General features: G+C 32.8%; 13 protein-coding genes. 10 read left to right on the top strand and 3 right to left on the bottom strand.

Going from position 1 to position 14,313, the window contains the following annotated elements; genetic code table 11:
• Nucleotides 1-29 precede the first annotated feature (29 nt).
• The 10 genes from ACWV26_RS02440 (at nt 30) to ACWV26_RS02485 (ending at nt 8,958) form a co-directional block, all read left to right on the top strand.
• A complete protein-coding gene (locus ACWV26_RS02440) occupies nt 30-1,418 on the top strand; it encodes a hypothetical protein (RefSeq protein ID WP_455896791.1) in 1,389 nt (462 codons plus the stop codon).
• The gene (locus ACWV26_RS02445; RefSeq protein ID WP_455896792.1) at nt 1,378-1,962 is read left to right on the top strand and encodes an acyltransferase; all 585 of its coding nucleotides are present in this window, start codon (nt 1,378-1,380) and stop codon (nt 1,960-1,962) included. Before ACWV26_RS02440 ends, ACWV26_RS02445 begins: the two co-directional genes overlap by 41 nt.
• Before the next feature lie 13 nt (nt 1,963-1,975).
• The gene (locus tag ACWV26_RS02450; protein WP_455896793.1) at nt 1,976-3,244 is read left to right on the top strand and encodes an oligosaccharide flippase family protein; all 1,269 of its coding nucleotides are present in this window, start codon (nt 1,976-1,978) and stop codon (nt 3,242-3,244) included.
• Between the two features lie 28 nt (nt 3,245-3,272).
• Entirely contained in the window at nt 3,273-4,490 is a 1,218-nt protein-coding gene (locus ACWV26_RS02455; protein WP_455896794.1) for a nucleotide sugar dehydrogenase, read from the top strand.
• Between the two features lie 19 nt (nt 4,491-4,509).
• Nucleotides 4,510-5,622, top strand: a complete 1,113-nt coding sequence (gene wecB / locus ACWV26_RS02460) for a non-hydrolyzing UDP-N-acetylglucosamine 2-epimerase (protein ID WP_455896795.1) — start codon at nt 4,510-4,512, stop codon at nt 5,620-5,622.
• A 130-nt stretch (nt 5,623-5,752) separates the two neighbouring features.
• On the top strand, nt 5,753-6,484 hold the full coding sequence (locus tag ACWV26_RS02465; RefSeq protein ID WP_455896796.1) for a cell wall anchor protein: 732 nt from the start codon (nt 5,753-5,755) through the stop codon (nt 6,482-6,484).
• 6 nt (nt 6,485-6,490) lie between these two features.
• Complete coding sequence (locus ACWV26_RS02470) at nt 6,491-7,105, top strand: class D sortase (RefSeq protein WP_455896797.1); 615 nt, start codon at nt 6,491-6,493, stop codon at nt 7,103-7,105.
• 78 nt (nt 7,106-7,183) lie between these two features.
• The gene (locus tag ACWV26_RS02475) at nt 7,184-7,591 is read left to right on the top strand and encodes a VanZ family protein (RefSeq protein WP_455896798.1); all 408 of its coding nucleotides are present in this window, start codon (nt 7,184-7,186) and stop codon (nt 7,589-7,591) included.
• A 5-nt stretch (nt 7,592-7,596) separates the two neighbouring features.
• Nucleotides 7,597-7,761, top strand: coding sequence for a hypothetical protein (locus tag ACWV26_RS02480; RefSeq protein ID WP_455896799.1), 165 nt, complete (start codon nt 7,597-7,599; stop codon nt 7,759-7,761).
• Between the two features lie 435 nt (nt 7,762-8,196).
• Nucleotides 8,197-8,958: an SDR family oxidoreductase gene (locus ACWV26_RS02485; protein ID WP_455896800.1), complete on the top strand. Its 762-nt coding sequence runs from the start codon at nt 8,197-8,199 to the stop codon at nt 8,956-8,958.
• Between the two features lie 118 nt (nt 8,959-9,076).
• Here the strand turns inward: ACWV26_RS02485 and ACWV26_RS02490 are convergent, their stop codons facing one another.
• The 3 genes from ACWV26_RS02490 to ACWV26_RS02500 all read right to left on the bottom strand — a co-directional run bounded on the left by ACWV26_RS02490 (nt 9,077) and on the right by ACWV26_RS02500 (nt 14,283).
• Nucleotides 9,077-10,774 (bottom strand): diguanylate cyclase domain-containing protein, encoded by a 1,698-nt coding sequence (locus ACWV26_RS02490; RefSeq protein ID WP_455896801.1) that lies wholly within the window; start codon nt 10,772-10,774, stop codon nt 9,077-9,079.
• 30 nt (nt 10,775-10,804) lie between these two features.
• Nucleotides 10,805-13,780 carry an EAL domain-containing protein gene (locus ACWV26_RS02495; protein ID WP_455896802.1) on the bottom strand — a complete coding sequence of 992 codons (2,976 nt, stop codon included), beginning with the start codon at nt 13,778-13,780 and terminating at the stop codon, nt 10,805-10,807.
• Between the two features lie 125 nt (nt 13,781-13,905).
• Entirely contained in the window at nt 13,906-14,283 is a 378-nt protein-coding gene (locus tag ACWV26_RS02500; RefSeq protein WP_455896803.1) for a response regulator, read from the bottom strand.
• Between the last annotated feature and the right edge of the window lie 30 nt (nt 14,284-14,313).

Below are 14,313 nucleotides of genomic sequence, written 5' to 3' on the forward strand. Positions count from 1 at the left end.
TATCTAATAATCATACAGGGTATATGCTAATGCCATTTTTGCCAATAGGTTTTTATATTGCTTATTTATTATTTTTACAAAAGGCGATTTTTGGTAATAAATCAATCGTGGCTACTATCTTTAGTATTTTATCTTTTTTTAGATATATTGTTCTTCCTTTAACAGTGTCGTTAACACAAAATTATGGAATCGGATATATCCATATATCGAACGATACTTACTATCATAAAGCTTTTGCTTTAATGATTTTTGAGCTATTTGTGATTAGTATTATTATTTATCTTTATACAAATCGATATAGAAATGCATTTACATTTAAGCGAACAACAGCTCTAAAACTTTATGGGACAAGGTTTATATATTGCTTATTTCTTGGAGTAGCTATTCTTATTTACTTGGCATACCCAGGGGCTACAGAAATGCTTCAGTTTCTGAAAATAAATATTACTGGAGAGCGAATAGTTGAAGAAATTTCAACTACTGATATGATTGTTCGCCAAATTTTAACGACTGCTACGATTATTTTTTATTTAATTTGTTTAGACCATTTCCATAAATTATATGAAAGAACCAAATCAAGTAGATATGTCTATTTTTCAGTCATTATTTCTGTTATACAAATTTCAATCATTATTGGGGAAAGACGATCATTTCAGCTGTATACGACCTTTATCGTCTTATATATCTTATTAAAAATTTATAAAAATCATAAAAGAAAAATCACTCTAATCATTGTTTCAAGCGCCAGTCTAGTGTTGATTGGAATGAGTATCTATAAATTCTTATATGCATTCGAATATAATTCATATTTTGAAGCAATACAACAGAGTGATAAGAATTACTCAAATTTTGCTAATTACCTTCAATTATATTTATTGGGACCACAAAATATAGCGATAACTTTGGAATTTGCGGAGAATGTGAATACCAATATCAGTAATCTTTTATTTGATCTATGCAGGTCAACAATTGGATTAAGCTTTTTGGTTAAAAATCTAGATGTTATAAATACAACAGCATTATTTAATTCTTATATTTATGGAGGGGAGACAAACACAGGTCACCTGATCTCAAGTATAGGATATGGCTATATATACTTTGGCTTTTTATTGTCACCGATTTTTTCAGGAATCATCACTGTTTTTGCCCTTACTATAGAAAAGGCATTTAAAAAAGCCGATTCATATGAAGTCGTGTATTTATTGGGATACATACTAATTAGAGCAATGATGGGGATATTCACAGCAATTACTGCCTTATTAAATATAGTTTCCTTGATGTTTATAAGTCTTGGTATTGTTTACTTGGTTGCAAGAATCGCCCATATACTTTTGCCCAAAAAAGTAGTGAGTAAGAAATCAAGTAGGGAGGTTTCATATGAGCATTATCAAGAAAATATTACAAGTAAAATTCATTAGAAATGTTTTTGTCTTTATCAATAAGCTATTACTATCGCCTTTTTATGATCAAAAGTATTTATCCGGTTACTACTTTGATGTGAAAATAATGGGTTGGTTATGGGCATGGAAATCCATACCATTCAAGCTGATTGGAGTAAATAATAATATCCCTTGGCCAGCGTCCCCTGATATAAGAATTCATAAAGCAGAAAATATAATATTCCCGGTTGATGCGATAAATATATTTCAGTCTCCCGGCTGCTATTATAATAACTTCTCTGCAAAAATCATAATAGGAGATGGCGTTTATATAGCACCAAACGTTGGAATCATCACAGCTAACCATGATGTGAACGATTTAGATCGGCATATTCCAGGAAAAGATGTGGTTATTAAAAATGGCTCTTGGATTGGGATGAATAGTGTCATACTCCCAGGCGTAGAACTTGGTGAAAAAACAATTGTAGGTGCTGGTTCCGTCGTAACAAAAAGCTTTCCAGTTGGAAATTGTGTGATTGCTGGTAATCCGGCGAAAATAATAAAAATAATAGAAAAAGTGTAGTTGGGCAAATTTTATGATGATGTTAGAAAAAGTGCATAATAGCAAATTTATGAGAAATGTTTTAGTGATGTTTTCTGGGTCTATTCTCTCGCAGGTAATAGTGATTATTATATCTCCTTTATTAACAAGGTTATACACTCCTGCCGAGCTTGGACAGTTTACGGTATTTCTAACAATTTGTACGTTACTCTTACCTATTTTAAATGCAAGATATGATTTGCTTATTGTCAGTGTAGAGAAACAGGAAGAGGCTAATCTATTAACTACTCTAAGTTTGTACATATCAGTCATATTTTTAGCGTTTGCAAGTTTATTAATTTTTCTACTAAATATATTGAAAGTAGATATATTCGGTATTAATTTAGGGTATTTATATTTGGTCATACCGTTTATTGTTATTGGTTCTATCAACAATATACTAAATAGTTATATGAATAGATTAGGAAAGTATCAATTAATGTCTAGAGTTTTAATTGTACGATCACTTTTGCAATCGCTATTACAAATAGTATCAGGATTATATCATTTCAGTATTTTAGGGTTGGTTTTAGCATATGTAGTTTCGTATTTTAGTGGATTAATAGTTCAGAGCAAAGAGTTTTTGAAAAGTTATAAATTCACTTTTCCTAAGAAACGATTAAAATCATTATTTTTGAGCAATAAGGATCAACTATATTACTCTACACCTTCTATATTTTTTAATGGGCTCTCGTATTCTATAATCATTTTCTTAATCGCAAATTTATTTAATTCATATGAAGTAGGGATCTATTCGATTACCGTTCGAGTATTAGGTCTTCCATTAACCTTGCTTTCATTAAGTTTTTCTCGAGTTTTCTTTGAAAAAGCATCAAGAGATTATAATCAAAACGGTGAATTTAGAAGTATTTTGAAAAAGACTACTGTTTTGCTATGCCTAGTTTCAATTCCATCATTTACTTTATTGACTTTTCTATCTCCAATCCTATTTCCGCTTGTATTTGGAGAAGAGTGGGGAGACGCAGGAAAATATGTTGCGTTTTTAGCACCACTGTACGCAATTCGATTAGTTGTGTCAACCATTTCATTAGCAATCATAATCATTGCAAAACAAAAGGTTGAATTGTTGTTACAACTTAGTTTTGTAATAAGTTGTGCAATCGTTTATGTGATAACTAAATTATTTCATTTTGATATTTACACTTTCCTTGGCTTACTTTCAATTATGTTTTCTATCAATTATATTCTCTTTTATATCTATATATACAAGAACAGTAGTACAAAAATAAAAAAACGGAATTAAATATGAATCGTAAGGAGATCATTTAACTATGATTAATGTTATTGGATTAGGTTATATAGGCTTGCCGACTGCCTTAATGTTTGCAAAGAGTGGTATTAAGATAGTTGGCACCGATTATAATGATGAACTGGTAAAATCGCTAAACGACAAAAAACTAACTTTTGAAGAAGATGGTTTAATAGAGCTTTTCAAGGATGCTCTCTCAAATGGAATAGAATTTACTACGGAATATCAAAAGACTCATACATATATCATTGCAGTTCCTACACCTTATATAAAAGAAAGTAAAAAGCTAGATGCTCAGTATGTGATATCTGCAGTCAAGAGTGTCCTTGATGTTTGTGAAAAGGGAGCAGCTATTATTATCGAGTCAACGATTTCACCGGGGACAATTGATAGATTTATTCGTCCAGAAATAGAAAAAAAGGGTTATGTCATCGGCCAAGATGTACATTTATTCCATGCTCCAGAAAGAATTATCCCAGGAAACATGATTTATGAGCTTGAACACAACTCTAGAACAATAGGCGCAGATAACGTTGAAATGGGTAAAAAAATCAAAAGTTTATATGAAAACTTTTGTAAAGGTGAAATTGTAGTAACAGATATTCGTTCAGCTGAAATGTCGAAAGTTGTCGAAAATACCTTTAGGGATATTAATATAGCATTCGCAAATGAATTAACTAAAATTTGTCGTACTGACAATATGAATGTTTACGAAATTATAAAAATTGCTAATAAACACCCTCGAGTAAATATATTACAACCAGGCCCGGGAGTAGGAGGTCATTGTATCTCAGTAGACCCATGGTTTTTAGTTGGAGATTACCCGGATTTGACTAATCTCATTCTTACAGCACGTAAAACGAATGATTCCATGCCGAAATATGTCTTGGGAAGAATTAGAGATATTATGAGGGAACATAACATTAAGGATATAACGAAGGTTGGTCTGTATGGATTAACTTACAAAGAGGATGTTGATGATATAAGAGAAAGCCCCACTCTACAATTACTAGAGAGAATGGATGAGCACTTGGCATTTGGGGTTAAAGTATTTGACCCATTTGTAAAAGAAAGAATGGTCGATCACCAATTTTTAAACTTTGAAGATTTTTTAAATGAAATAGAGATTCTAGTGATTATGGTCGGTCACACCCATATAAAAAATAATCTGAATCTACTGAAGGATAAAATTGTTCTGGATACAAAAAATATCAGTGTAAAAGATTCTTATAAATTATAGAAAAAGTAGGTGAAATAATATGAAGAAAGTAATGGCTGTCTTCGGAACGAGACCCGAAGCGATTAAAATGTGTCCGTTGATTAAAGAACTAAAAAGTAGGGATAAGTTAGAAACAATTGTTTGCGTTACTGGTCAGCATAAAGAAATGTTAGATCAAGTTTTAAACGCATTTCATATAATACCTGATTACGATCTAGCAATTATGAAAGAAAAACAAACCTTAATTGAAGTAACAACCAATATTTTGGATAAAATAAAATCCGTCCTTGAAGAAGTAAAGCCAGATGTTGTTTTAGTACATGGTGATACTTCAACTACTTTTGTTACATCCTTAGCATGCTTTTATTTACAAATTCCAGTCGGCCATGTGGAAGCAGGATTACGTACTAATAATATTTATTCACCATTCCCAGAAGAATTTAATCGGCAAGCAGTTGGACTTATCGCAAAATATCATTTCGCTCCTACAGAAATGTCAAAAGAAAATCTTCTTAAAGAGGGAAAAGATGCTTCTACTATTTACGTAACGGGTAATACAGCAATAGATGCACTTAAAACCACAGTCAAAGATAATTATTCTCACGGACAACTTGATTGGGTAGGTAATAGCAGACTTATTCTCATGACGGCTCATAGAAGAGAAAATCTGGGTGAGCCAATGAAAAATATGTTTAAAGCTATTAAGAGAATTATTGATGAATATCCAAATATTAAAGCAATCTATCCAATTCATATGAATCCTTTAATAAGAGAAACAGCCAATGAAATATTGGGAGATTGTGAAAGAATCAGAATAATTGAGCCTTTAGATGTTTTAGATTTTCATAATTTTCTAGCAAAGTCCTATCTAATTCTGACGGATAGCGGTGGTATTCAAGAAGAAGCCCCAAGCTTAGGTAGACCTGTTTTAGTCATGCGAGATACAACAGAGCGTCCTGAAGGAATTAGAGCTGGGACATTAAAACTAGTGGGTACTGAAGAACAATATATATATCAATCTTGTAAGACACTACTCGATTTTAAGGGAGAATATGGAAAAATGAGCCACTCCAATAATCCATATGGGGATGGACAAGCTAGTAAAAAGATAGCTGATATATTAGAGCAATCTGAATTAGCAATTTTGGTCTAAGAGTTTTGAATTTGGAAAATGACGTCATACTTTCTTCAATTCCGATAATTTCCTAATCACAAACTATCTAGTATTCAAATAGATTTGGGATTGGTAATTATAAATAAAAAAAGAAAAGAAGGGTGAAAAAATGAAACTTACAAGTAAAAATCTTAAAAAAGCTTCAATTGCAGCTGCATTAGGAATGGGGCTTTCTGCATTTGGAGTAGTAGCAGAGCCGGGAAATACGGCTTCTGCTGCACAAAGTGGTCAAGCACATGCACAAAAGTTAGTAAATTCATTGGAAGCATTAAAGGTTGACCATGTTGATTATCTATACGCTTATCTTCAGTCTATCAGTTTGAGTAACTCAGAATATAAGGGAATTGTTCAGAATGCACATCAAGTTCGTAATATTGTTGGCGGGCAAAATGTTGCGAATCTTTCAAATGAGGAAAAAGCAAAAGTTTTACGCCTTTTCCTAGACAGTATAAAATTGGCTCATCTTCAAGCTTCTTTTGTAGATGATAAAGGTAATCCAATTGATGTGATAAGTTATCGTCCTGGAACTACGGGTCTAAATATTGTTTTAAAAGACTTAAAAGGGAATGTTCTTGCTACAATTGATCCAACCAAAGCGGATTTAACAGCAAGTGCTCTTTCAGCTAAAATTAACGCATTGGTTCAAGCTGTTAGTGCTAAAAGGGCATTAGATCAATCATCTGATAAATTTGTACCAATGCCAGTAGGGGAACTTCCAGATACAGATGCAAATAATTTGGAATATATGCTTCTTGGTGGCTTATTAATTGCAATCGGTTCAATCGCCTTAGTGCCTGCTACGCGATCTATCCGTAAAAACAGTAACATAGTAGAAGTATAAACTTCTATGAGAAAAAGTAGAAAACGATGGAAATGGGTTATTCTTGCAATACCCATTTTCATCATCTTAATTGGTTTGGGGATAGTCTTCTATTTTGGAATAGGCACATCCAAAGAGGCTGCGTTACTAGGGTATACAGCAGTAACAGATTATAAACCTGAATTACCAGACAAAGAATTCAATCAACCATGGTCTAAACTTCCGGAACCTGGTTCTAAAATAGGCGATTTGAAGTTTCCGAGTGTAGGGTTAGACGTACAAGTTGTACAAGGAACAGATGATAATGAATTAAAACAAGGTGCAGGTCACTTCGCTGGAAGTAGTTTACCTGGACAAGGTGGAAATGTTGTTTTAAGTGGACATAATGATACGGTTTTCAAAGATTTGGAGAATCTTAAAAAGGGGGATGAAATTACATTCACAACTCCATATGGTGATTTTGTCTATAAAGCAACCAAATTTAAAATTGTTAATGCGGATGATCAAACAATTATTGTACCAAAAGATTATGAAACACTTACACTCACCACCTGTTATCCTTTCAGTTATATAGGAGATGCACCAGAACGCTATATTATCTATACAAAACTCATAACAAGTCCCAAAATTGCATTAAAATAATTCCTAAATTGTGAGATTCCTCCTTCTATGGGAGGCGATAAATGGAATAACCAAATGATGGTTAAAGGAAGTATTTGAATGAGGAAACTTATAGTAATAATCTGGCTTGGTGTGATATTTTACCTTACAGCTTCTCCGTCCGCAACAGGGGCAAATACACAATATTATTTGGAAAAAATTTTGGGGATTGAAGCGCCACTAGCAAATACTTTAAATGCAATTATTAGAAGATTGGCACACATCATTGTTTTTGGCTTATTAGCAGTTTTTTTATACTTTGTTTTTAGCAAAAATAAACTCTTCTGGTCGTGGTTTTGTACAACTCTTTATGCGGCTACGGATGAATTTCATCAAACATTTGTAAGTGGTAGAACACCTGCTTTTTATGATATTGCATTAGATTCTTTCGCTGCAATAATTGCTTTAATGATTGTCAGGAAACACCAAATTTTACTAAATTACATAAGTGAAAGGTTATGGGGGTAATTGAATTGGACAGTAATATCAAGGAAATGCAAGAACATTTTAAAGAAACTCTGTTTTATGGTTACCAAAGAGGAATTGAAAATCGCTCAATCACTGCAAAAGAACTGGTACAAGAACTCACCGACAAGATGAGAGAATTTATGACTGAAGGTGAGTACACAAGAAACTGAAAGTCACAAGTAATATGAATATTGTTTCCAATCAAGCTTATGAAGATGATTTCTTTGTCTATGGAAATCATCTTTTAATTGTACGTTTCTAGTAATATCTAATGTACAGTTGAGTCTAACAATTACAGCTTGTGTTAAAGAATCTTTGACAGTTCACAGAAAGACTACATAATCGAAAACGGCTTATTGAGGATGAAGCCATTTTTTTATATTCAAACTTGGTGACTCAATAATGAATCTTAATTTTAGATATAGTTTAGCAAATAACATATAATTAATATAAATGTATGTTGCTGGCGTCTTGCCAATAATAGAATAAACTACTTCGAATAGAAAAAAGTTAAATGTAAATAATTACTCAGTAATCCCACTGTTCCAAAAGACATAAATTTATTTTTATTAAATGAAGAGAATAATTGGAAAAGAGGAACGAGAATGAAACTTTCAGGTAATACAATACTTATTACAGGTGGAAGCGCTGGGATAGGATTAGCTTTTGCAGAGCGCTTTATAAAAGCTGGAAATAAAGTCATCGTTATTGGAAGACGTGAAAATGTACTTGAAAATGCAAAAGAAAAATTCCCGGACCTTATTACTCATGTATGTGATTTGAGCAGTGAATCTGAGCGTGTTTCTTTGTTTGATTGGGTAACAGAGAACCATCCGGAAGTGAATGTGTTAGTGAACAACGCAGGGATTCAACAACGTTTTAATATATTAAAAGCGGATGCAAAGAACAATTGGTCTTATTTCGATAATGAAATCACAACCAATATTGAAGCACCTTTTCACCTATCTATGCTGTTTGCTCCCTTCTTTGCTTCAAAAGAAGCGGCAGCAATCATTAACATTACATCTGGGTTAGCTTTTACTCCGCTTGTCATTGCGCCAATCTATTCAGCAACAAAAGCGGCATTTCATTCATTTACAATGAGTCTACGTCACCAATTTTCTGATACTTCTGTAGAAGTAATTGAAGTTGCTCCTCCGGCAGTTAATACAGATTTAGGCGGAACAGGGTTGCATACGAATGGGGAACCAGTAGATGAATTCGCAGATGGGATTTTTAAAGGATTAGAAGAGGGTAAACAAGAAATTGGCTATGGCTCTTCACAGGAACGACTTCGCATGTCACGAAATCAGGTTGATGAATACGTAACAACTATGTACAATGCAATGAAAAATACAATTGAATAACAATCTCGCTTCATGTTGGAACATGAAAAAAACAAATCTTTAACTTCATTGTAAGTATAAATTAGATTACAAAAAAACGGATTCCTGTTGAACAGGAATCCGTTTTTTTATATTAATCTTACTGCGCACCTTCTAGTCTTTCGTTCAACACTTGTGTGGAATCATTAAATAATCTAAACGAATTCTTCCCACTATTTTTCGCGTCATATAAAGCAATATCAGCCTTTTTCATCAATGAATGCTTCGTGCATTCTCCTGAATGGGCCATGGCAATCCCCATACTTATTGTGACTGCTAAGACCTTATCTTCAATTTTCCATGGCCTCTGTATTACTTCCAAAATCTTTTCTGCTACGGCGATGGCATTGTCCACCGTTTGAATGCTAGGCATTAGGATGATGAATTCATCGCCCCCTAAGCGAGCAACCATATCGGTATCCCGAATAGTCTGACTTATTCTATGCCCTAATTCTTTTATCGCACCATCACCAATATCATGACCTAGGTGATCATTGATCGATTTAAAATTGTCAATATCGACCATGATTACAGCTAATCCATCTTTTTTGTCTTGAAAATGAATCAGTTCTTTTTCAAATTGTTTCATAAATAATAGGCGATTCGGCAGGCCAGTAAGTGAGTCATGATAAGCAAAATGCTCAAGTTTCTCTTCATACTTTTTCTTTAATTGGATGTCCCTGGTGATTACGACCATCTGGTGGAAATGATGATGTTCATCATAGATAGGCGTTCCATTCGTTTCATACCATCTCAAATCTCCGTTTTTAGTAGATTGTCTAAATTCAGCTTTAAAAGGTACACTATTTTGAATAGAATAGGTTAGTTTTTTATTTAAAATTACTTTATCATCTGGATGTACATTATGAAGAAATAGCTTTCCCATAAACTCTTCCTTATCGTAACCTAACGCTTTTTCATAAGATGGGGAAACATACTGGATGTATCCTTTATTATTAATCACCGTTATTAAATCATTGATATTCTCCGCAATAATTTGAAAGCGTTTTTCGCTTTTTATTAATTTTTTGGTAGATTCTATCGTTTCAGTAATATCCCTTATGATTCCGTATATTCCTCTCACTTCATCATTTAAGATTAGGGGAACAATTTTTATAGAAATATTAACTTGTTTTTTTGATTTGTGTTGAATAACCAATCGATAGCTTTCTGTTACACCAGCGATTGCTTTCGTCAAAAGATTATTAACTTTATAATGGGAGCTTTCTAATACCAATAAATTAAATGCTTTTCCCACAAGTTCAATTGGTTGATATCCAGTAATATGCTCAATGGCTATATTGCCATTTACGATCGTACCATTTAAGTTAAACAATAGTATCCCATCTGTGTTATGGGAAAATAAAGAATGGTAGCGTTCATTACTTTCAAAAAGCTTCGATAACGCTTCTTGACCATCTAATAGTGCATTTTTTTCGTTGGTAATATCTTTTACTACCGCTACGATATATTCGCATTCTTGTAAGTCATTGAAAATGGGGGTTAATGTTGTTTCTGAGTAAAAGTTTTCACCCAAAGACCCTATATATGAATCTTCATAAATAATAGTTTCCCGACTAGTCAGTACTTTTTTGTATTGCTTGTAAAAGAAATCTGCCGTTTCTCGAGAATACACATCATAAAAAGAAGTATGTAGAACATGCTCAGTTAGGCCTGTCTTTTCCATTGCTGAAAGATTTAAAAATTCATATAAAAACTCTGAGTTATTAACTACTTTTACTACAAAAACCATGTCACTAATTCCATGCATTAAGAAATTGAAATAAGCTTTTTCCATTAATGTATTAATCCCTGTTCTTTCTGTAAATTAAAATTTATTGAAATAGATTACTGCGCTTTCGGTTATAAAGTTTGTATCAGGTATTCTTTTATTATTTTTTAGTAAGGCACTCATTCGATTAATAATCGGTGCTAAAGAATCTTCGATGGAATGATTTGGATTGAATGCTACGCCATAATTAAATAGATGATGATCTTCTTCCATCCATCTTAAATGACCTTCTATTTCAAACGTTTCATTCATCAGTGTAAAGTTGAATTGAAATTTCATATTCGAATTGATCGGTAACTTTAAGGAAGACACGACTTTAATGCCCCCTAAACTAATATTCTCTAACAATATTTCAGTGGAACCGACATTCACTTTTCGATTATTTACTTCTATGATTGTCATGGTAGTCGTTACTGGATAGGGTAATTCAAAACGATAAAAGTTTCTTCTTTCGATCGTTATTGTTTTTTTCTCCATTTTCTTTTTAGGCTTAATCCATCCAAGCTTTAAAATCGGTTCAAATTGATCCTTTGGGATAGGGGGAGAAAAGAGATATCCTTGGATTATTTCGCAGCCTTGTTGTTTTAAAAACTCAAGCTGCTCATATTCTTCTACGCCTTCAGCGATTATTTCCATATTTAAGCTTTTACCAAAATGTAAAGTAGAAGATATGATTGCTTTTTCAACCTCACTACTTTGATGAAAATTTTGGATGAAGACTTGGTCAATTTTTATAGTATCTGGTTTGAACTTTCGTAAAGAATCTAACGAGGAATAACCAACGCCAAAATCATCAATAGCGATCGTAATACCAAGTGATCTTAGTTCTTCTAATGTTGAGAGAACATGTTTCTCATTTCTTAGTAGGGAAGACTCTGTGATTTCAAATTCTAAATAACTTCCTGGTATTTGGTAAAGTTCTAACTGTTCCTTTACTAAATCAACTAATCCCTTTTTCATAAAACGAATGGGCGAAACATTGATGGCAATGGGTTGAATAGTATAGCCACAATCTTTCCATATTTTCAGTTGGAAGCAAATTTGCCGTATCACCCAATCAGTAATGGAATTAATCAAATGATTTTCTTCCGCTAAGGGAATAAATTCTCCAGGCGATATTAATCCCCATTCATTATGATTCCATCTAATTAGCGCTTCAGCGCCGCGAAGAGATCCGGTATGTGGCTCTACTTTCGGTTGGAAATATAATTCAAACTCATTTTTTTCAATGGCATGATACATATCTTTATCGAGCATATATTTCTTTAAAGAAGGGATGTCCTTTGAATAAGAGTAGATTTGGTAATTTTTTTTTCCTTGTTGTTTTGCCTGATAAAGAGCTGAATGTGCATTTTCTAGTAATGTTAATTTATTGTCTCCATCTTCAGGGAAGAAGCTAATACCGATACTAGTAGAGATATGTATTCGATATTCTTCTACTGTAAAAGGCTCTTGAATCTTTTGGATTAACTGTTCTGCAAACGTATAAAGCTCATTTTTACATAGATAATTTTTAACAAGAATGATAAATTCATTGCTACTTAGGCGGGCGATAAATCCGTTTTTCGGAATCATCGCTGCAAACGTATCTGCAATTCTTTTTAAGGCTGCATTCCCTATTTGATAGCCTAGTGAATCATTTATCACACTAAAACGATCTATATCTAAGTAAAAAACGGCAAAATGTTCGTTTTGTTTGCAATATGTATCAAGCGTTTCATAGAGCTTTTGTTGATTAGGGAGCCCTGTAAGATAGTCATAATTCGCTAGGTTTTGAAATTGTTCTTTTATCTTCATGCTATCTGTTATATCTGTTACAATCCCAAATATATTTGTGATTTCTCCCTGGTCATTTAAAGTAGGAACGTTTTGCTCGAAAATCCATTTTTCTCCATTAACACTATCCATACAGTAAAAATACTGTACACTTTCTCCGTTTTTAAGTCGCCTGATATTTTCACATAGTTCTTGCTGATAGGCGGGGAGAATTCTTTCTTTCCAGATTTCTGAATTCTTGTACAGCTGCGTTAAAGGAATGCCAATAATATCTTCCAATCCTTTAGAGGCATAAATAATATTGTCATCAATATTTTCTCGCATCCAAACACCGGCTGATAAATTATCGAAAATATATTCATAACCTTCACTTTTTTCTTTCAATGCCTTTTCTAACATTCGTTGATCCGTACAGTCTTTAATGACGCCTATTACTTTATATGGCTGATTGTCTTTCAATAAAACGTCTGCCTGTACTTTTATGTAACGCAACTCTTTAGTTTTACCGTGATAAATACGAAATTCATTAGTAAAGCTTGTCCCTTTACAAGCTTCTACTATTTTATTGTAGGCACTGTCATAGTCTTCTGGGTGAACTAATTCATAAGGTCTTTTTATTCTGCTAAATTCAGATTTCTCCATACCAAAAATATCATGAAAATAATCTGAACAATACAAGCGATCTTCCTCAATCAAATATTCCCAACTACCAATTTCAGCAATTTGTTGGGCGTGATTTAAGTGCTTCTGGTTTAATTCCAATGACTGCTCTAACAGTATTTTGTCTGTAGTATCTTGTATAACTAAGTAAATACCTTCAACCTCTTTTTCCTTACCTAAAATAGGGATGAATTTGAGTAAAAGATAGTTCGTCTCGTTTTCTTTTGTTATAAATTCTATTTTTTGCCTATTTGACTTTCCTTTTAATGTAAGGTTAAACGTTGATTTGAATGTATTAAATGCTTCATTCGAAAAAAGAACCTTAAAATCTTGTATATTGGTGGGTATAAATCCTAAAAGTGACGCACTATTACTCTTATTTTGTGTGATAATCTCACCAGAAGGTAAAAAGAAAATTATAGTATCTGGATGATTGGTAACTAAGGAAGCATAGTAATCTAATAATGCACCATTATCTTCTTTTGACATTTTTTGTTGATCTTTTGATGCATCTTCTAAGTTGCTATTTTTTCTGAATGATTTTGTTAAATTGCTCATTTTCGTCAGTTTTCCCATATACTATATACCTCATTTTGAATTAACTTAAAATTTATAATAAATAAAAAGTAATAAAAAATAAATAGTTTTTTGATAATTTATTGATATATTTTGACTATTAAAGTGCTAAAATGGTCACAAAACTAAAACGAACTTACTGGATCATGACACAAACTAAAGACGGTTAACTTCAACTGTTCAAAAAAGGGCTTAACGATAACATCTTTTGCACCATTTTGTATCCCCTCTATCACAACATCACGCTGGCCTCCTACGGCTGTACATAAAATGACTTTCGCGTTTGGATCGATATTCATGATAATCTTCAATGCATCGATTCCACTCATACCAGGCATGGTAATATCCATGATGACAAGATCCGGTTTATATTGCTGATACAACTCAATTGCTTGTACACCACTATTTGCTTCAACTATATGATAGGAATTTGACTCATTTAGAATATTTTTTATATGCTTCCTCATAAAACGAGAATCATCTACGATTAATATACTTTTCACTTTAAAGCGACCTTTCTGTTAAAGTTTTAT

The organism is Rummeliibacillus sp. JY-2-4R (assembly GCF_053847205.1).